This window comes from Cytophagaceae bacterium (assembly GCA_016722655.1).
Taxonomy (GTDB): domain Bacteria; phylum Bacteroidota; class Bacteroidia; order Cytophagales; family Spirosomataceae; genus Leadbetterella.
The window spans coordinates 3,104,119-3,124,188 of record JADKIR010000004.1 but is presented as its reverse complement, the minus strand read 5'-3'; the positions used below and the strand labels follow the sequence as shown (position 1 = coordinate 3,124,188).

General features: G+C 38.1%; 19 protein-coding genes and 1 pseudogene. 19 read left to right on the top strand and 1 reads right to left on the bottom strand.

From position 1 onward, the window contains the following. Positions 1–165: 165 nt before the first annotated feature. The 6 genes from IPP61_14155 to IPP61_14130 all read left to right on the top strand — a co-directional run bounded on the left by IPP61_14155 (position 166) and on the right by IPP61_14130 (position 9,485). Positions 166–3,645, top strand: a complete 3,480-nt coding sequence (locus IPP61_14155; protein MBL0326302.1) for a SusC/RagA family TonB-linked outer membrane protein — start codon at positions 166–168, stop codon at positions 3,643–3,645. A 13-nt stretch (positions 3,646–3,658) separates the two neighbouring features. Continuing rightward, positions 3,659–5,191: a SusD/RagB family nutrient-binding outer membrane lipoprotein gene (locus IPP61_14150; protein MBL0326301.1), complete on the top strand. Its 1,533-nt coding sequence runs from the start codon at positions 3,659–3,661 to the stop codon at positions 5,189–5,191. A 130-nt stretch (positions 5,192–5,321) separates the two neighbouring features. Then, complete coding sequence (locus IPP61_14145; GenBank protein MBL0326300.1) at positions 5,322–6,122, top strand: glycoside hydrolase family 16 protein; 801 nt, start codon at positions 5,322–5,324, stop codon at positions 6,120–6,122. A gap of 10 nt (positions 6,123–6,132) precedes the next feature. Continuing rightward, the gene (locus IPP61_14140; GenBank protein MBL0326299.1) at positions 6,133–7,722 is read left to right on the top strand and encodes a prolyl oligopeptidase family serine peptidase; all 1,590 of its coding nucleotides are present in this window, start codon (positions 6,133–6,135) and stop codon (positions 7,720–7,722) included. Further along, positions 7,722–7,970 (top strand): hypothetical protein, encoded by a 249-nt coding sequence (locus IPP61_14135; protein MBL0326298.1) that lies wholly within the window; start codon positions 7,722–7,724, stop codon positions 7,968–7,970. The genes IPP61_14140 and IPP61_14135 overlap by 1 nt, the downstream gene beginning before the upstream one ends. Before the next feature lie 51 nt (positions 7,971–8,021). Next, the gene (locus IPP61_14130) at positions 8,022–9,485 is read left to right on the top strand and encodes a DUF5110 domain-containing protein (GenBank protein MBL0326297.1); all 1,464 of its coding nucleotides are present in this window, start codon (positions 8,022–8,024) and stop codon (positions 9,483–9,485) included. 38 nt (positions 9,486–9,523) lie between these two features. On the opposite strand, the gene IPP61_14125 is transcribed toward IPP61_14130, so the two are convergent. Next, entirely contained in the window at positions 9,524–9,907 is a 384-nt protein-coding gene (locus tag IPP61_14125) for a hypothetical protein (GenBank protein MBL0326296.1), read from the bottom strand. A gap of 208 nt (positions 9,908–10,115) precedes the next feature. Here IPP61_14125 and IPP61_14120 point away from each other — a divergent pair, with 208 nt between their 5' ends. The 13 genes and pseudogenes from IPP61_14120 to IPP61_14060 all read left to right on the top strand — a co-directional run bounded on the left by IPP61_14120 (position 10,116) and on the right by IPP61_14060 (position 20,043). Continuing rightward, positions 10,116–10,694 (top strand): helix-turn-helix transcriptional regulator, encoded by a 579-nt coding sequence (locus IPP61_14120; protein MBL0326295.1) that lies wholly within the window; start codon positions 10,116–10,118, stop codon positions 10,692–10,694. Positions 10,695–10,718: 24 nt separating this feature from the next. After that, positions 10,719–12,973, top strand: a pseudogene (locus tag IPP61_14115) (response regulator). Beyond that, complete coding sequence (locus IPP61_14110) at positions 12,966–13,391, top strand: response regulator (GenBank protein ID MBL0326294.1); 426 nt, start codon at positions 12,966–12,968, stop codon at positions 13,389–13,391. The pseudogene IPP61_14115 and the gene IPP61_14110 overlap by 8 nt, the downstream one beginning before the upstream one ends. Positions 13,392–13,711: 320 nt before the next feature. After that, positions 13,712–14,104 (top strand): hypothetical protein, encoded by a 393-nt coding sequence (locus IPP61_14105; protein MBL0326293.1) that lies wholly within the window; start codon positions 13,712–13,714, stop codon positions 14,102–14,104. A gap of 1 nt (position 14,105) precedes the next feature. After that, positions 14,106–14,360 carry a hypothetical protein gene (locus IPP61_14100; GenBank protein MBL0326292.1) on the top strand — a complete coding sequence of 85 codons (255 nt, stop codon included), beginning with the start codon at positions 14,106–14,108 and terminating at the stop codon, positions 14,358–14,360. A 42-nt stretch (positions 14,361–14,402) separates the two neighbouring features. Continuing rightward, positions 14,403–14,759 carry a hypothetical protein gene (locus IPP61_14095; GenBank protein MBL0326291.1) on the top strand — a complete coding sequence of 119 codons (357 nt, stop codon included), beginning with the start codon at positions 14,403–14,405 and terminating at the stop codon, positions 14,757–14,759. 185 nt (positions 14,760–14,944) lie between these two features. Next, a complete protein-coding gene (locus IPP61_14090) occupies positions 14,945–15,616 on the top strand; it encodes a BON domain-containing protein (GenBank protein MBL0326290.1) in 672 nt (223 codons plus the stop codon). A 373-nt stretch (positions 15,617–15,989) separates the two neighbouring features. Further along, entirely contained in the window at positions 15,990–16,304 is a 315-nt protein-coding gene (locus IPP61_14085; protein ID MBL0326289.1) for a hypothetical protein, read from the top strand. After that, positions 16,301–16,771, top strand: a complete 471-nt coding sequence (locus IPP61_14080; protein ID MBL0326288.1) for a DNA starvation/stationary phase protection protein — start codon at positions 16,301–16,303, stop codon at positions 16,769–16,771. The genes IPP61_14085 and IPP61_14080 overlap by 4 nt, the downstream gene beginning before the upstream one ends. Before the next feature lie 16 nt (positions 16,772–16,787). After that, a complete protein-coding gene (locus tag IPP61_14075; GenBank protein MBL0326287.1) occupies positions 16,788–17,579 on the top strand; it encodes an ABC transporter permease in 792 nt (263 codons plus the stop codon). 5 nt (positions 17,580–17,584) lie between these two features. Continuing rightward, positions 17,585–18,352 carry an ATP-binding cassette domain-containing protein gene (locus IPP61_14070; GenBank protein ID MBL0326286.1) on the top strand — a complete coding sequence of 256 codons (768 nt, stop codon included), beginning with the start codon at positions 17,585–17,587 and terminating at the stop codon, positions 18,350–18,352. Then, positions 18,349–19,344, top strand: coding sequence for an MCE family protein (locus tag IPP61_14065; GenBank protein MBL0326285.1), 996 nt, complete (start codon positions 18,349–18,351; stop codon positions 19,342–19,344). Before IPP61_14070 ends, IPP61_14065 begins: the two co-directional genes overlap by 4 nt. Before the next feature lie 105 nt (positions 19,345–19,449). Continuing rightward, the gene (locus IPP61_14060) at positions 19,450–20,043 is read left to right on the top strand and encodes a YceI family protein (protein ID MBL0326284.1); all 594 of its coding nucleotides are present in this window, start codon (positions 19,450–19,452) and stop codon (positions 20,041–20,043) included. The last annotated feature ends 27 nt before the right edge of the window (positions 20,044–20,070 follow it).

The window sequence follows — 20,070 nt, the reverse complement described above, 5'->3', positions numbered from 1 at the left end:
AACAGACCTTTCCCTTAAATAAATTAAAAAAAGCTGAAGATGTTGCAGCATCTCCAGCCTTAAAATCACCCTCTTCGGATCAAAGCATTTGAAATTGAAAAATTTCGGATTTTTTGAGAAGGAGAAGGCTTAGTCAAATCGCAAATGATAAAACTTAACAAAAAAATGAAAAAACAAAGAAATTTCCAAGTTTCAATTGGTACAATTATGAAAGTTTCATTTTTCCAATTCTTTCTTTTTATATTTTCTCTGACCTATGTTTACGGGCACAGAGTAAATGCCCAGGACCTGCTCAATACCCGAGTGGACCTGAATTTGGAACAAACTGACATCAGAACTGTTCTTTCAACGCTGGAGAAAAAAGCAGATGTGAAATTCGTTTATAGCTCCAGAACCATTCCTATCAACAGAAAAGTCTCGATTAATGTAAGAAACCGTTCTGTGGCGGAAATAATAACTGAGATATTCAAACCAGAAGTGGTTAACTATAAAGAAGTTAATAATAGAATAATCCTTAACATTCAACGTAATGATACCGAAAACAAGGTATCAGAAATAGAGATGCCCTTGGTGGCACCGCCGGTGGAGTTTCTGGTAAAAGGTAAGGTGACCGATGAAAAAAATGAAGGGCTGCCTGCAGTATCAGTAACAGTGAAAAATACCAAAACAGGTACACTTACCAACGAAAACGGTGATTATGAATTAAAAGTTGATAACGGTAATGTAACCTTGGTATTCTCTTCTGTAGGATACATAGCACAGGAAGTTGCCCTAGGAAACCGAAATACCTTAAACGTAGTATTGGCTGAAGACGAAAGAGTACTTGAGGAAGTTGTCGTTACTGCCTTAGGTATTAAAAAAGAAGAAAAAGCCCTTGGATATTCGATACAAAAAATAGGTGGAGATAAAATCCAAAAAGTGGCTGGTGTGGACGTAGGTACCTCACTTACAGGTAAAGTAGCCGGACTTTTGGTAAGAAACTCATCTGATTTTGCATCGGTTCCTACAGTGACCATCAGGGGTGAAAATCCGCTGATTGTAATTGATGGAGTGCCTTATCAAAACAAAACTTTGACCGACATTTCGGCGGAAGACATTGAGTCACTTAACGTATTGAAAGGAGCTACAGCTTCTGCTTTATACGGTTTTAGAGGAGCCAATGGTGCTATTTTGATTACTACAAAAAATGGAAGTAACAAAAAAGGTGGTATTTCATTAGATTTTACTTCAAATACTATGCTGACTGCAGGCTTTCTTGCAATTCCTGAAAAACAAACACTTTACGGAAGAGGCTCCAATAATACTTATGATATAAATTCAGACAATTCCTGGGGCGTACCCATGGACGGTCGTAATTTGGTTCAATGGGATCCTTTCGAAAAAGTATTTAAAGAAAAACCATATTTGCCAGTGGGTGCCGACAACTTCCAGAACTTCCTGGAGCAGGGTTTTATTTCAAATAATAACCTGAGTGTGGCTTATACCAATGGCAAAGTATCTTTGAGAAACTCTCTGAATTTTATCGATAATAAAGGCCAATATCCTAATAGTACACTTAATAAATATACTTATAGTATTGGAGGAGACATTAATCTTGATAAGTTGAAAATCAGCAGTAATATATCTTATGCTAAAAAGACTTCTCCAAACATCAGTTCTAATGGTTATACTTCTTATGACCCCATGTACACTTTGCTGATTTGGTCGAGTCCTGATTTTAATGTTTTGGATTACAAAGATAATTACTGGATTACCAAAGGAGTTTTGCAAAATTACACTTATGGTTTGCAACCTGATGGCAGCTACAAAGGGGCCAGTCAAAACAACCCTTATTTCGACAGATATCAGAAAACCAACGAAATAAACCGTGATATTTTCAATGCTGACGTATCTGTAAATTATAAACTATTTCCCTGGTTAAACGCCACAGTGAGATCCGGACTTGATTTTTATAAAGAAGTGGGTGAGCTAAGAATTTCACAAGGCTCGTACGTAGCCACAGGTAACACAGGTGTACCTGGTAACCCTTACACATGGGCGGGAACCAAAACAGGGGGATATGTAATCGGTCAAAACTCCGGCTTCAGTATCAATACAGATGCCCTTTTAACAGGGGACAGGTCATATAAGAAATTCAATTTTGAATATCTTGCAGGTGGAACTATTTTCTTCAACCGTGACGATAACATGAATGCGGCTACTGCAGGTGGTATCAGTATTCCGGAATTTTTCTCCATCAAAGCATCTGTGACTTCTCCTTCGATTAACCAGACTTTGTACAGAAAACAAGTAAATTCCTTGTTTGCGAGGCTTGGAGTTTCGTGGAATAAACTATTGTACTTAGAGGCCACAGCAAGAGAAGACTGGAGCTCGACACTTGCCAAAGGAAATAATTCTTATTTCTATCCTTCAATAGCCTCAAGTTTTGTGATTTCAGAACTGATGCCAAATACAGCCGAATGGCTCAATTTGCTAAAATTGAGAAGTTCATATACTATTTCTAAAGATATCCCGGGAGTGTATTCAATCAACAGCAATTACTCAATCACCAATAACACCTGGAATACTTTAACCGGTGCCTCCATGCCTTCTAATTTGTATCCTACTGATATCACTCCTTCAGCAGCAAATACATTTGAAACAGGTTTACAGGGTATTTTCTACAATCATAGATTGACAGCTGATGTATCTTATTATGCCAAAAAAATGTACAATGGCATAATCACTGGACCGGTTTCACCAGCAACAGGTTTCTCGGGAGTATATACCAACACCAAAGAAACTACCACCAGAAAAGGTTGGGAAGTGGTTTTGGGAGGAACACCTGTGAAAACCAGGAATTTAAAATGGGACGCAGCGTTGAACTGGTCAACTTATAAAAGAGTATATTCTGCTCTTGACCCAACTTACTCTGCAAAAAAACCATGGATAGCTGTTGGAGAAAGAGTAGATGTTTTAGCTAGTAGAGACTTCTTAAAAACACCTGCCGGAGATTTGATTTACAACAATGGCCGTTTGGTTTATAGTTCATATGATACTCGTTTTGGTTTTACCGATCCTGACTGGATTTGGGGCTTTAACAATACCGTATCTTATAAAAACTTCACTTTCTATGCCTCACTTGACGGTGTGGTTGGTGGAATTATGAATACCCGTACCGAAAGTTACCTATGGCAGTCGGGCAATCACCCCGAATCTCTTACTCCTGAAAGAGCCGCCGATGTAGCCACTCCAGGCTCGAAAAACTTCCTGGGTAATGGTGTGAAAGTAGTTTCAGGTACTGTTACTTACGATGCATTTGGAAAAATTCTGACCGACACCAGAGAATTTGTAAAAAATGACATCAATACCACCTACAAACAATATGTAATAGACTTACATAACAGTAGTGCATGGGGTGGCAATGGTAGCCCTACTGATACTTATTCAAAATCTTATCTAAAACTTCGTGAGATTGCAGTTTCCTATACCTTACCGGCTGCTTATATGAAAAATGTCGTAAAAGGAGCAACAATTAGTCTTATTGGTCAGAATGTATTTCTTTGGGCCAAAGATTTCAAATATTCTGACCCTGATGGTGGCGTAGAAGACTTCTCTGACCCTTCTGTCAGATATGTTGGTGCAAAACTTAATCTTACATTCTAAAAAATTTACGAAGATGAAAAAGATAACAAAAATATTTGCAAGTTTATCGATAGTAATGCTTTTGGGGAGTTGCGAAAAATTCGAAGAATTCAATACAAACCCAAACGTGCCTTCAACAGTTACTCCTGAGTTGTTGGCCACCCAGATTCTGAAAGATACTTACAGGTTCTGGAACCCCAACCCTACTGACTTTGGCACTGCCAACCTGTGGGCAAAACACGCTGTGATGCTGGAAACTAACCCCAATCCTTATCAATATTACTATTCATATAGTCCCTATGGAAGCTTTGGCGGTATGCAGAAACTTCCAACGCTAAATAAAATGGCTCAACTTGCTGAGGGTAATTTAAATGAGTCATCTTATAAAGGATTGGCCAAATTTATGAAAGCATGGTACGGGATTGGCATGACGCTCGATATGGGGGATGTACCTTATTCTGAAGCCGGAAAACTGGAAGAAGGAATTAGAACTCCAAAATATGACAAACAAGAGGATGTGTTCAAACAAATCCTTGTAGACCTTAAGGATGCTGAAGCTCTTTTCGCGGCCGGAAAATCGTTCAATGGCGACATTATGTTTGGTGGAAATCCAGTAAAATGGAGAAGATTAGCCAATGCAGTTCAGCTAAAAGTGCTTAATGTATTGAGCAAAAAAGCAACAGCTGAAAACAAAGCCCGTTTTGCTGAAATTGTAGCAGCAGGAAATCTACTGACTGAAGCTGACAATTTCCAGTTGGAATACAGTGAAAATACCAACGCCAATCATCCTTACTACAATGGAGAGAATCGCCGGATAATAACTGCACTTTCTGACCTGGTGGTGAACCAACTCAAAAGCACCAAAGACCGCAGATTATTTTATTTTGCGGAACCTGCTGATGCTCAAATTGCCGCCGGATTAAAAGATTCTGAATTTGATGCTTATGTGGGTGCTCCTACTCAGATTTCTGCCGAGGTTTTGGCACAAAATAAAGCCAAAGGCACTTATTCTTTAATTAACAAAAGATATGTAGCCGTAAAAGCAGGTGACCCAATGATCCAATTTTCATATGCTGAGCAATGTTTTATTATTGCTGAAGCAATAGAAGATGGCTGGTTAAGTGGCTCATCTAAAGATTATTATGAAAAAGGTGTAAAAGCGATTTTGACCTATATCATGAAATTGCCATCGGCAACAGCTGCCAACTTACATGGCATGGCCATCACTCAGGATTATATCAACAATTACTTTACAGGTGAAGCGGCATTTAAAACCGATGGTACCAAAGCTGATCGTATCAAACAGATAATCACCCAAAGATGGTTGTTGGATTTCTTCCAGGGCAATAGTTTATTCAGTTATAAAACCTTCCTTCGTACGGGTTATCCTGAGTTTCCGTTAGATCCGGCAACCAGCCTTAACCCTGACGACAACAAGGTTTACCCAAAAAGATGGAAGTATCCTACCAGCGAATTGACTACCAATGCCGACAATTATAATAAAGCCGTGCAGGAGCAATACAGCGGATACGATGGGATTAACCTTAGTCCATGGTGGTTAAAATAAACACTAAAGTTTAGTTTTATTAGAATAATAGTCGTTGGTTGACAGAACATTTTCACAACCTGAGGAATTTCAAAAACTCCTTTGATCTGTCAATCAACGGCTTTTTTATCAATCTTTATTAATTATTTAAATGAAAAATCTATTCATTTTTTTCTTTTTAGCTCTGATTTCATTCAATATTACGGCCCAAACCAAATACAAAAAGAAACATTTGGTTTGGTCTGATGAATTTAATTATCAGGGATTTCCAGATTCTACCAAATGGTTTTTTGAAACAAAAGGAAATTCTTACGGATGGGGCAATAATGAAAAACAGCATTACACTTCCAAAGAAACCGAAAATGCAATAGTAAAAGATGGTTTCCTGCATATTATCGCTAAAAAGGAAAACCGTGAAAACAAAAATTACACTTCGGCTCGCCTTTCTACATCTCATAAATATACTTTTACTTATGGCCGGATTGACGTGAGAGCCAAATTGCCCGAAGGCAAAGGCACCTGGCCTGCTATATGGATGCTGGGTCAAAAAATAGATCATATTTCATGGCCGGAATGCGGCGAAATCGACATCATGGAGCATGTGGGCTACGATCCGGGTAAATTGCATGGCACTGTTCATACCAAGGCTTTCAACCATGTCATTGGTACCCAGGTCGGAAAAGCCATTGACATACCTAATCATTACGGTGACTTTCATGTGTACTCTATAGACTGGACCAAAGAAAAAATCGATTTCCTTTTAGACGGCAAAGTGTATCATTCTTTTCAAAATAAGCATTTAACTACTGCAGAATGGCCCTTTGATGATCCTTTTTATATAATTCTAAACCTGGCTATTGGTGGCAATTGGGGCGGTAAAATGGGAATTGATGAAAATATCTTCCCTGCCACTATGTTGGTCGATTATGTAAGAGTTTATCAGAAAAAATGAGCTTTTTCAAATGTTCCCTCAAATAAAAAAAATAACACTAACCTTATTTTTACTTTTAAGATTTTTTTATGTTTCTCAGGCCCAACCCACCTGGGACAACCCCTCATTAAAGAATTGGCCCAAAGAAATTACGGAAATTTCGGTTACAAGTTCAGCTGACAATTCCCAACAAAGGGCTTTATTATTTTCGGTAAAAAACAAAAAAGAAAAACGACCACTTATAGTAAGTCTTCATACCTGGAGTGGCGATTATTTGCAAAATGACCCACAGGTAAAAGAGGCCATAGATAAGGATTACTACTATGTTCATCCAGATTTTCGGGGACCGAACTTAAGAAAAGAAGCAACCGGTAGCCCTTTGGTAATCAGTGACATAGAAGACATCATTAGATATTTGATAAAAACGGAAAATGTTGACCCCAACGAAATCCATATTGTTGGTGTATCAGGAGGCGGATATGCCACACTGTTGTGTTATAATCGTTTGAAAATCAAAGTAAAGTCGTTTTCTGCCTGGGTTCCCATTTCAGATTTGCAGAGTTGGTATTATGAAACGCAAAGCCGGCATTTGCCTTATACCGAACATATTTTAAAAAGTACATCCGATGGGAAAAACCCTGATTTTGTGGAGATGAGGAAACGCTCTCCTCTTTTTGACAATTTGAAAGGAATAAATGTCCAAAAGTCAGATTTACAGATATTTGCGGGTGTCAATGACGGATACACCGGCTCTGTGCCCATTACTCATGCTATCAATTTTTACAATAAACTCGCTCAAAGAAAGTCAGAAAAAGTAAGCGACCGGGAAACCATAAAATTATTGACGCAAAGGCAGATACCTGAGGCCGATTTAGGATTTCTGGAGGGAAGGAAGGTTTATTTACACAAAAAATTAGGAAAAGTATCACTTACGCTATTCGACGGCACCCACGAGCAACTCACCAAAGTGGCACTTTCACTTTTACCAATTGATAATCAAAAGGTTTCGGCCTTTTCTGAAAGCATACTTACCATAGGACCATCGAATGAATATGCGGCTGACAGTTGGGTAAATCAATTACCCGGAAAACTGCCGTTTTCGAACATCGTAAATTATTCTATCCCTGGAAATACCTGCGGTTTTGATAATCTGGGCAACAAAAAACTCAATACGATTTCACAAATAGATTCTTTGGTCAAACTAGGAAATGCTAAAAATTATGGGAAACCCTTTAAGTACCTCGCGATTGCCCTCGGAACCAATGATTGTAAAGCGATTTTTAACGAGGATTTTGAGAAAATTAAAGAAAACTATCAAAACTTAATAGAAAAACTAAAGACAAGTGACTTATTCCAAAAGGATTACTCGCAATTTATCCTGATGACACCTCCACCCATTGACCATACAAAAGCCATCGAAAAATATAACGAAGGAAATGCATGTGAACAAAAACTCAATGCATCTATTGAGAACTTTTGTAAAAAAGAAAATGCTGTTTTTATTAATTCTTATGAAATATTAATACAGAATTTAACAGAAAATACCACCGATGGCGTGCATTTGACTACCCCCGCCCAATCTTTGATTACGGAATTGCTAATTAAGAAATTAGAAAAATAATGAATACAATATTTAAAGTATCTCTGGTCAATTTCATGTTGATTTTGTGCGGACATTTCTCATTTGCCCAAAAAAGCAGTGAAATGAAATTTCCGTTGTCTGTACAAGACAGCGACGTCATACTGCCACCTTCCTGGGCATTTGGTTACCTTTATGGTGCATATACCAACCAGGTTCAGACCGAAGAATTGGTCAAAGAGATTATCGCCCATGACTACCCTATTGATGCGTTTTGGATTGATTCCTAGATTTGGGACTGGAAAAATCAGGGTCGTGGACCGACCAGATACATTGACTTTGTGGGAGATACCATTTCTTATCCTGACCGAAAAGCCTTGTGGTCTTTTCTGGAGAAAAACAAAATAAAAGCCGGAATGTGGGTGTGGGATTGTATCATGGAAACCGGTAACGAGGAAATATATGAAGATTTTAAGTCCAAAAACTTTTTTAAAAACATAGCCATACGCACCGACGGCTGGCACAATGGCAGTGCGACAACCATCATCGGCGACAGAGGTCAAAAAGTAAAAGGCACCAGATATGGCAATATTGACTTCGAAAATCCTGCGGCAAAAGCATATTTCAAGCAAAAGATGAAACCTTTTTTTGATGAAGGCATAGATTTCCTGAAACTTGATAAAACTGACGAAATCACGGTTGCGAAAGCCATGTTTGAGCTCTCACAGGAATTGGGGAAAGAAACCAAAGGTCGGGGCTTTGTATTTTCTCATTCGCACGGTGTCAATGACCCTTCTTATAAACGCTTTCCCGGCAAATGGACCGATGATACCCGCTCAGATTGGACAGTAAAAAAGCCCTTGCGGAGTTTTTCGCCCTGGCTTCCAAATGTGGCGTTTAAAGAAAACGTAGAAATGTATCTCGATACCACCAAACATTTTCATAAAATACCTTTCCTGGCAAACGACATGGGTGGTTTTTCGGTAAGTGAAGATGGACACATTGACGAAGAACTCTATATCCGCTGGCTACAATTTGCTGCATTTGTGCCTCTGACCACCCCTTTTTCTCAACCTGAAAACAAAACCCAAAACATTGCCTTTAAGGTTTCAGGGCGTGCCGACAAAGTTTTTAAAGAGTTTTCACATCTCAAAATGCAGCTTTTCCCATACATCTATACTTATGCACATTTAAGCCGGATTGTAGGAAAAAACACCATCAGACCGGTTTCACTTGATCCGCCGGTGTATCTGTTTGGAGCGGAAATCTTAGTGGCTCCGGTAGTAGAGCAAAATCAAACCCAAAGACAGGTAAATCTGCCCAAAAACGCCGGCTGGGTAGATTTCTGGACAGGGAAATATCATGAAGGCGGGCAGGAAATATGGGTGGATTGCGGTTTGGAACATATTCCGGTTTTCGTTAAAAAAGGAGCTATCGTACCCATGCGGAATTATGCCGCAGCGATTGAAAAAGGCAATAATGACACCTTGAATCTTCATGTATTTACCGGTGCAGATGGAAAGTTTGATATGATAGAAGACGATGGCAGTTCAAATGAATATTTAACTGGAAAATATGCGGTTACTCGTTTTGAACTAAGAAATAAAAAGAATAAAACCCGTCTTGAAATTCACCCCACACAAGGGGATTTTGATGGTTTTAAATCAAAAAGGGTTATTAAACTTTTTCTGCATTCTGAAAGTGAATTGAAATCAAAAAAACTTACCCAGTCAAATTCAAACATTTGGGAATCAGAATATTACAATTTTGATCTTAGAAAAGGGGGAAAATTGGTATTTAGATGATTTTTGTCTTTTCAAATTCGATCTAAATAAATTGCGTATCATTTTCTTCTTCCAATTTTCGAGAATCCCTCCAAATCATTCTGAATTTCCTCTGTCATAATGGTTTGATTTTGAAATCTAAGCGGAAGATGCTCGATGATTTGCACTGCAAGTTTGGATTCAGTCGGCAAAACTGCATGTGAGGCCGTAATCTGATGCCAGTTTCCGGTATCAAGATGCGTTTTTACATCTGCTTTACTTATCACCTTATTTCGGGTCTCCGAAATTCCCTTATCAAATATTTGTGTGGCTGAAAAAACATACTGTTTATTTTCGCCGGAAAACCGTGTGGAAATCACTTCAATCGTACGAATCAACCTGGGTTTACTTTCGTATTGTGAACCGGAATTTGATTTTCGCATGAAGTTTGAACTGTTATTCATTTCGGGGTAAGTCTTTATCTTAATTTCAGAAAACCATTTTTACTAACTGGATTTCCATTTCAAAATTAGATAAACCTAAATCAAACTATTGCCAAGAAAATTGGAATTCCGCTTTTTTGCGATTATTCCCTTTTTTTATTTAATTGTTTTATCTCGCTATTGCAATTATTAATAGGTAGCTTTGATTCAACTACCAAACATATCTGCCATGAAACTCTACATTAAGTATATGGTGAGTAATCGATGTAAGATGTTGGTCAAAGAATCTCTCAAAAATCTTGGTTTACATTTTATTATTGTTGACCTCGGTGTAGTGGAAATAATGGAAACACTGACACCGGAGCAAATGGATCTCCTGAAAATAGTTCTGAAAGAAGCCGGTCTGGAACTCATGGACAACAAAAGGGCCATGCTTATTGAACGTATCAAAAATGTGGTAGTGGAAATGGTACATTATTCTGATGAGTTGCCCAAAACTAACTTTTCAGACTTTTTAAGTGAAAAACTTAATCATGACTATACCTACCTGGCCAACCTTTTCTCCGAGGTGCAGGGATCTACTATTGAGCATTTTATAATTGCTCATAAGATAGAAAGAATCAAAGAATTGATCATTTATGATGAAATGAACATTACCGAGATTGCCTACAAGATGAATTATAGCAGCGTGGCCCATTTGTCGAGCCAATTTAAAAAAGTGACGGGCCTCACCCCTACTCACTTTAAACAGCTGAAAGACAAAAAAAGAAGTCCGATTGAAGACATTGGTAATCTCGCAAAGGCCTGACAAATTCTACATTAATAAAAAAAAATGTCAAAAAGTAATCAAACTCAGGAGTTGATCATTGCCAACAATGACCTCCAGGTCGAAATCCAGCGACTCACAAATGAATTAATCGCAACCACCAGCGAGATTTCATTGCAAAAAACGGAAAAGAAAAAAGGGAAGCTGAACTTAAAGAGGCGACCTCTGAGCTGGTTATACAAACCAACGAAAAAAGTAAATGGGTAGAAGAACTTGCCATCGCTAATGAAGAACTTGTTTTTCAGAGCTCGGAAAGAGAAAAACGTGCTGAAGAACTTACTCAGGCCAATCTGGCCCGAATCCTGATTGAAGCCAGCCATGACCCCCTTTTTACAATCAATCCTGAAGGAAAAATCACGGATCTCAATATCGCCTCCGCTCATATAACCGGAATATCAAGGGAAAAACTCATCGGCACTGATTTCTTTGATTATTTCACTGATCCCGAAAAAGCCCGCGAAGTATATAAGGAAGTTTTTTCAAAAGGACTTGTGATTGATTATCCGCTTACTATCAAAGATCATAAACTTACCGATGTGCTGTTTAATGGCTCGATTTTCAAAGATGAACACCAAAAAGTATTGGGTGTAGTGGTGGTAGCCAGAGATATAACAGAGCAAAAACGGATTGAAAATGAACTTATTGAAGCCAAGGTATTTGCAGAACTCGCCACCGAAATTGCCGAAGAAACACAAAAAAAGGCCGAAAACGCCATGCATACAGCTGAAAACGCTGTGAAGTCGAAACAGCAGTTTTTATCTAATATGAGCCATGAAATCAGGACACCGATGAATGCCATTCTGGGTTTTACCAAGGTTGTCCTAAAAACCGATCTTACCGTAAAACAGCGGGAGTATCTTTCGGCCATAAAAGTCAGCGGCGATGCCTTGATTGTGCTCATAAATGATATTCTGGACCTCGCAAAAGTAGATGCCGGCAAAATGACCTTTGAGGAAATACCCTTCCAGATGGCCAACTCTATCAATGCCATGCTGCATCTTTTCGAAACTAAAATCAAAGAAAAAAACCTCAAACTCATCGTCAAATACGACAAAAGTATCCCGGAAGTTTTGATGGGAGACTCAGTAAGGTTGCATCAGATAATTTTGAATCTGGTAAGCAATGCCGTAAAATTTACACTCATTGGCAACATCACTGTAAATGTCAGGCTAAATGAAGATTTCCCTGATAAAGTGAACGTAGAATTTACCATTTCTGACACAGGTATTGGCATTCCTCCGGAAAAAATCAGTAAAATTTTCGACAACTTCCAGCAAGCTACCAGCGGTACCTCAAGACTTTATGGTGGCACAGGTCTCGGCCTCGCAATTGTAAAACAACTGGTTGAGCAGCAGGGAGGTACAGTTAAGGTCCTAAGCAACATCGGGGAAGGTTCTACATTTAGTTTCAATTTAGATTTCAAAAAAACTGATACCGCAGCCATCCATATCGAAACCATCTCCGAAATCAGGCATGATGATAATGAAATCAAAGTATTGGTTGTAGAAGATATTGAGCTTAATCAACTGCTTATGAAGACTTTACTGGATGATTTTGGCTTTGAAAATGACATCGTTTCCAATGGCCGTCTGGCAGTCAATAAATTAAAAGAAAAAACTTATGACATCGTTTTGATGGATTTACAAATGCCTGAAATGAACGGATTTGAGGCTACCAAGCATATCAGAGATGTACTCCAATTAGATGTCCCGATTATGGCTCTTACAGCCGATGTGACCACAGTGGATTTGGAAAAATGTAAAGCCGTGGGTATGAACGATTACATCGCCAAACCGGTGGATGAAAAACTCCTTTACAAAAAAATCTCTGACCTTGTGAAAAAGCCTGGCAGAAATATACCAATTCTAAATAAAGAAGAGCTCAAAGAAAAAACCAAATGTATAAACCTTAGCTATTTGCTCGAAAGAACCAAATCAAATCCGAAGTTGATGTCAGAAATGATAAAACTGTATTTGCAACAGACTCCTCCATTGATTGAATCCATGAAAAATGGCTTTCATACGTCTGACTGGCCACTTCTTAAATCAGCAGTTCATAAGTTGATCCCATCATTTTCAATTATGGGAATTGACCGGGACTATGAAAATATGGCCAAAAAAATTCAGGAATTTTCCTCACAGCAAGAAATCTCAAATCAAATGCCCGAGATGGTATTAAAATTGGAAAACATTTGCCTGCAGGCCTGCATAGAATTAGAAGAAGAACTCGGCAATTTATCAACAATCATGAATCATGAATAAAAAGAAAATATTTTTAGTGGACGACGACGCCATGTATTTAAAAACACTCGAAATAGAATTTCTTTCCAACGGAGATTTTGAAACCGAATCATTTCTGACAGGTGAAGCTTGTCTCGAAAGCCTCAGAAATAAGCCTGATGTGATTATCCTTGATTATCACCTCGATGGTATTGAAACCCGTGCTATCAATGGACTGGAAACATTGAAAAAAATCAAAAAATACAATCAGGATATACCGGTTATTATATTATCGGCTCAGGACAAAATCGAGGTTGCGGTAAACTGTATGCAAAATCATGCATTTGATTATATAGTAAAGAGTGAAACAGCATTTGTAAGATTGAATAAGGCAATTGAGGCAATTTTTCATTTACAAAAAATCAATAAAGAGTTGAGCTGGTACATGGAAAGAATGTAAAAAACCTTTTTCAAAATAAGGCTGAAAAAATGTTTAACAAGCATTGAAACTAAATAATAGTGATAAGCAAGCAAAGTAAATGTGGGAATTATGTAAGTTAAAACAACATTTATATAACATTTTGGATGCACACTTTTCACAACTTTACAAATTAGAATTTCGGAAATGAGCACTAAAAAGATAAGGAAGTGGCAGACATGAGATTAGTAAATATTATGATGGTATGATTCTTAAAGAAGAGCAGGAATTTGAAACCATATAATCTTTAACAGCCATAAAATAACAAATAGGAAAAAGAACAATATTAACCAATAAAAACAATGATAAAATCAACATTATTAGGCATTTGGATGGACCATCAGGAGGCTCACATCATAGAATATTCTATCGAACAAATGAGTACAAAAATCATCTTGTCAAAATTTACTCAGGAGGTAAAGGAAGAAAGTCTGGCTCACGGAGAAAGTGGAATGAACACCAAAAAACAACAGCTGCAAGCAGAATATTATAAGGAAATTTCTAATGAAATTAAAAAATACGAAGGCGTACTAATAATGGGTCCGGGTACTTCAAAGTCAGAATTACTCAATTCGATTAAGGATAATCCTGTATTTATGAAAATTAACATCGTGCTTCAGCAATCATTCCAAATGACTGAAAATCAGAAATATGCTTACATAAGAGAGTATTTTTCAAAACAATACCTTTACTAAAATGAAAAATAAAATAATTAAAATCAAAAACCTTTTCTTTCCGGGTTACCCGCCAAATCCTGAAAAAGAAGACATTTTTTTAAAATCTCATAAAGTAACCCTTGATGAAATTCCTGATGAAGAGCCTCTGCACCATCAAGAGGAAAAAGAATCAGATGTGCCAGGTGCTGAATTAGACGACAAACAGGAAGACATCGGCAGCGAAGATGAAGAGAATAATTACTACAGCCTTGGTGGCGATAATCATGATGACTAAAAACGGATTTTCTTTTTAAAAATAAATTAAACAATCATCCTCATGAAAATACAAAGTAATATAATTGTCAGGCATATTGAAAAACCCAAAATATTGGCTGAGTTCGATGAGGCTGTACTTACCTCATTTTGTCAGTACTCACTTCGAAATCTGATATCATTCCGGGAAATTGATGAAGAGACAATGCAGGCTGCATTACGTAAATCAATGAAAATATGCGAATTAGCCGGAATGAACATTGAAAGACATTTTAAGAAGCGGTTTATTTATGATGCAAAAAATCATAGTATCAGCCTCGATTGGCGACTAAGCCAGAAAGCTCTAAACCTTTTATTCATGCAACTTCCAATCCAAGATATTAATACTGCTAAATGGATTTGGAAATTAATTGAAATGTAAACATTGAAGATTACCTGATTTCTTGCTTTTGAATCCAAAATTCTATGTTCATAAAAATCCTGGACTTGCCAAATATACGCTAAAGTGTGAATTGTATAAATAGTTCACATAAAAGTGTAACAGCCTGAATTTCATTCTTCTCACCTTTGCTTAGTGATTATTTTTTCACTAAAAAATATAAGAAAATGAAATCTAACGAAGAACTTCAAAAAGACGTGCAAAATGCCCTCAAATGGGAACCGAAATTACATGCAGCCGAAATAGGTGTGCGGGTAAATGACGGTGTGGTGACACTCTCTGGCACAGTAAATAACTACGCCAAAAAACTTCAGGCCGAAGATGCCGCCAAATATGTAGCAGGTGTAGTGGCTGTAGTAGAACAAATCAAAGTGAAATTTGATACCGACTGGGAAAAAAATGATGATAACGATATAGCCAATCAAGTAGTAAGTGCATACAAATGGAACTGGCAACTGCCTAAAGATAAGATTCATGTAAAAGTAGAAAACGGCTGGATTACCCTCGACGGCGAAACCAACTGGAACTACCAAAGAGAGGAAGCCAAAAATTGTATCAAAGACTTTATTGGTGTAAAAGGAGTTACCAATAACATTCAGATAAAACTCGAAAAGGAAAGCAGGATTGAAAAAGAGGCCATAGAGTCAGCACTTAACAGAAATTGGTTATTGAAACAAGTTCCGATTGAGGTTGAGGTGTTGGACCACCGGGTTACATTGAAAGGTACTGTAGATTCATGGTTCAAAAAAGAAGAAGCCGGCAGAATGGCCTGGAGTGCTCCAGGAGTATGGGCGGTCAATAATGATATCGAAGTTGCCTTTCATTACGAATATGCGTAAAATAATTTGAGGACTGTTCGAAACGAGGGCAGTCCTTACCAATACCATGCATAACTCAAAAACATATTTATATCATTTGCTCTACTTTCTCAGGTTATTTTTTTGACAACCTGTTGATAATTAAAAACATATTGAAGTCTTCAAGATGTTTTTTTAGATTCTATTATCTTAAAACAAAAACTATAAAATTATGTCAATCTTAAATTTCATGATCACACTCATTATCGTAGGTTTTCTGCTATGGTTAGTAAATAATTATCTACCAATGGATAGCAAAATCAGGAAGATACTAAATATAGTGGTGGTGATAGGGGTAATACTATGGATTGTTAAAGTATTTTCTATATTAAAGATTTAAATAAAAATACATATTATGAAAAAGCTATTTTTAATTTCCGGTATGTTATTCATGACATTGTTCATGTCAAACTGTACCACCGGCTACGTAAAAAACAGACCCTATCACCAGGATGGAATAAGGCCGGCGAGTCCGGGTTATAACTATGTGTGGCTCGAGGGCAACTGGAAATATAACCGCAGAAACCATTCATACACCAGACAAAACGGTGCCTGGGCAAAGCCCAGAAATAACAGAAATTACCGAAACGGAGAATGGAGAACCACCGAAAAGGGCGATTACTGGGTTTCGGGGAGATGGAACAATAATTCAAATAGACCAAGAAGATGAAAATTGATATTGGTCTTTCTGAAGCAAAATTAAAAGTAAGCATAGATATCCTTGCGGTGTTGCTTTCTGATGAAGTAATGCTCTATACCAAAACCAGGAATTATCACTGGAACGTTAGTGGGGAGAGTTTTATGGAACTGCATAAATTGTACCAGTCACAATATACTGAGCTGGAGGAAACCATTGACACAGTAGCCGAAAGAATAGCCAAATTGGGAGGAAAAACTATTGGCACTATGACGGAGTTTTTGGATCGCACCCGATTAAAAGAAAGTCAGAATCATTTCACCAATCAAAAAGAACTCATGTCTGATCTATTGAGTGACCATGAGTTGGTGATTGTGGCTCTAAGAAAGGACATTGAAATTTCAGATAAAAATGCCGATGCAGGTACTACCGATTTCCTGACCGGAATATTGGAGCAACATGAAACGACAGCCTGGATTTTAAGACGATATTTAAATTAAAACTTCATGACATTCTATGTCTGACATAAAACCAAAATCGGAGTACATGGTTACGAAAAGCATCGATGCATTCTTTATGGCTGCATACGAGGCTTTTCAATTTATTGTCACACTGTTTAAGGAAACTTTTTCGGCACCCTTTGAATGGAAAGAAACCATCAGGCAATGCTATCAGGTGGGTTACAAATCGCTCTCTTTGGTAACTATGACGGGTTTTATTATCGGTATAGTATTTACCAAGCAATCGCGGCCTTCACTTTCGGCATTTGGGGCTACATCCTGGCTGCCATCATTAATTTCAATTGCCATTATCAGAGCATTGGCTCCATTGGTGACTGGCCTGATTGTATCGGGAAAAGTTGGCTCCAATATTGGTGCGGAACTGGGCTCCATGAAAGTAACCGAACAAATCGATGCCATGGAAGTATCTGCCACTAATCCATTCAAATTCCTGGTCGTCACCAGAGTACTGGCCACTACTTTAATGATGCCCCTTTTGGTCATATATTCCGGTTTAGTGGGCATGATGGGTTCGTTTCTCAATATTCATCAAAACGAAAGCACCAGTTTCTCGGAATTCATAAAAAATGCCTTCAGCAGCATTTCATTTCTCGATATCAACTCCTCCATATTTAAAGCGGTTTTTTATGGTTTTACAATTGGGATCGCAGGCTGCTTCCAGGGATACAATGCCCACAATGGAACCCAGGGTGTAGGAAAAGCCGCTAACAGGGCTGTGGTTGTCGCCATGTTTATGATTTTTTTGGAAGAAGTAATTATAGTTCAGATCGTCAATGCAATCAGATAAGAATAATGTCTAATACCGAAAAAACTAATATTGCGATCAGCATAAAAAACCTGAAGATAACATTTGGCGAGCAAACGGTTTTAGAAGGATTGAGTTTTGATTTGTCCAAAGGGAAAAATCTGGCGGTATTAGGACGCTCAGGAAGTGGAAAATCGGTTTTGATAAAAATCATTTCCGGATTATTAAAACCTGACAGCGGAACAGTCAATGTACTTGGATTTGATATCAACAAAATCAACAAGGTGGAATTAAGGGAGTTGCGTACAAAAATCGGCTTTTCCTTCCAGAGTAGTGCTCTTTACGACAGCATGTCTGTAATGGAAAATCTGGCCTTCCCTCTTACCAGAAACCAAAGGCATCTTTCCAAAACAGAAGTAAACCTGGCCATAGAAGAAGCCCTTGACGATGTAGGATTACCCCAAACATTGCACCAAATGCCCGCAGAACTTTCGGGTGGACAACGAAAACGAATTGGCATAGCTCGCACATTAATTCTGAATCCTGAAATCATGCTATATGATGAACCCACCGCCGGCCTCGACCCTATCACCAGCAACGAAATCATCGGTTTGATCAATAACGTTCAGCTCAAGTATAAAACCAGCTCTATCATCATCACCCATGACCTTACCTGTGCAAAAAACACAGCAGAAACTGTGGCGATTTTGGGTGGAGGAAAATTTCTTTTAAGAGGAAGCTTCGATGAAGTTTTTGGATCAGAAGACCCAACTGCAAAAAGCTTTTTTGATTATAATTTTATTAATGAAAAATGAAAACTACAACAAGTAATCGCCCGGTAATAGTAGGAATGTTCGTAGTATTGGGAATACTCATATTTATTTTGGCCATTTTTACCCTTGGTAAAGAGAAAAAGACTTTCGTGAAATCATTTACGCTAAACGCCATATTTGATGATGTCGGAGGCTTGAAGACCGGTGGAAATGTGTGGCTTTCCGGCGTGATAATTGGAAATATTAAGAGCATAGACTTTTATGGTGACAAAAAAGTTTTGGTTACCATGAAAATCGAAAAAAATGCGGAATCGCACATAAGAAAAAACTCCAAAGCCAAAATTGGATCCGATGGCCTTATCGGCAACAAAATAGTGGTGATATATGGAGGTGATTTTTCAAAGCCACCCATCGCTAAAAACGGTTTACTTCAGGTGGAAAATGGCCTCAGCAATGAAGACATCGTTATTACCTTTCAGGAAAACAATAAAAATATACTTGAAATCACCAAAGACTTTAAAGAAATCAGTGATAAAATTAACAAAGGAAATGGTACACTTGCCGCCCTGATCAATGACCCCACAATTGCCAATTCTATAAAACTTTCTACAGCCAACCTCCAGGCAACTTTAAAAAACCTTCAGGTGGTTTCTGAAAAAAGTCTGGTGCTGGTAAGCAATGCAGAGAGTTTCTCTGATAAACTAAATACTCCGGGCAATTCTATGCACGACCTCGCAGCCGATAAAATTTTGTACGGCAGCATAAAATCAACTATGGCTGAACTCCATGAAACTTCCGGCTCTTTGAACCTTTTTACCCAAAATCTAAAAAAAGCTTCTGAAAAACTTAACCAAAATAATAATGCCGCCGGCCTCTTACTCAATGACACCGAAACAGCCAAATCTCTGAAAAACACCATGATTAACCTGGAGTCAGGCAGCAAAAAACTGGATCAGGATCTGGAAGCCATTCAGCATAATTTTTTACTGAGAAAATTTTTCAAGGCAAATAAACCAAAGACTGACAGCCTGTAAAAGTGTGAATATTGATAGTATTACCCACTTTTATGTAACACTTTCTATGCTGCTTACTCCGACCTTTATACTGTGAAAATACCTTCACAAAAAGAAAATAATACAATGACAAACCAAACCAAATGGTCAATTGACCAGGCCCATAGTGATATCACTTTCAGGATCAGGCATCTGATGATTGCACACGTAAAAGGGGCATTCAAAACTTTTGATGCTAATATTTATACCACCGGCAATGATTTCAGTACCGCCGAAATAGATGTTTGGATCGACTCCTCTTCTATTAACACAGGAGATGCTAACCGCGACGATCACCTCAAAGCACTGGACTTCCTGGATGTGAAAAATCATAAACAGATAACCTTTATTTCGAGCACCATAGGCCCAATGGATAAGCATCACAAACACGAACTCTGGGGCGAACTTACAATTGTGGGCATCAAGCAAAACGTCAAACTTGACGTGGAGTATGGCGGCATCGTGAAAGACCCATGGGGTAATGATCGGGCGGGATTTACCGTAACCGGAGCTATTAATCGTGCCGATTGGGGGCTGGTTTGGAATACCAACCTCGAAGCCGGTGGCATAATGATTGGTGACCAGATCAACATTTCCTGTGAAATTGAAGTGATCAATGTAGGTTTCAAAGATCTGAAACTCGAACTGGACAACATGAGTACTGCCAGTGTAGGTATTTAAGCATATATTTTTAGCCTTCTCAACCAA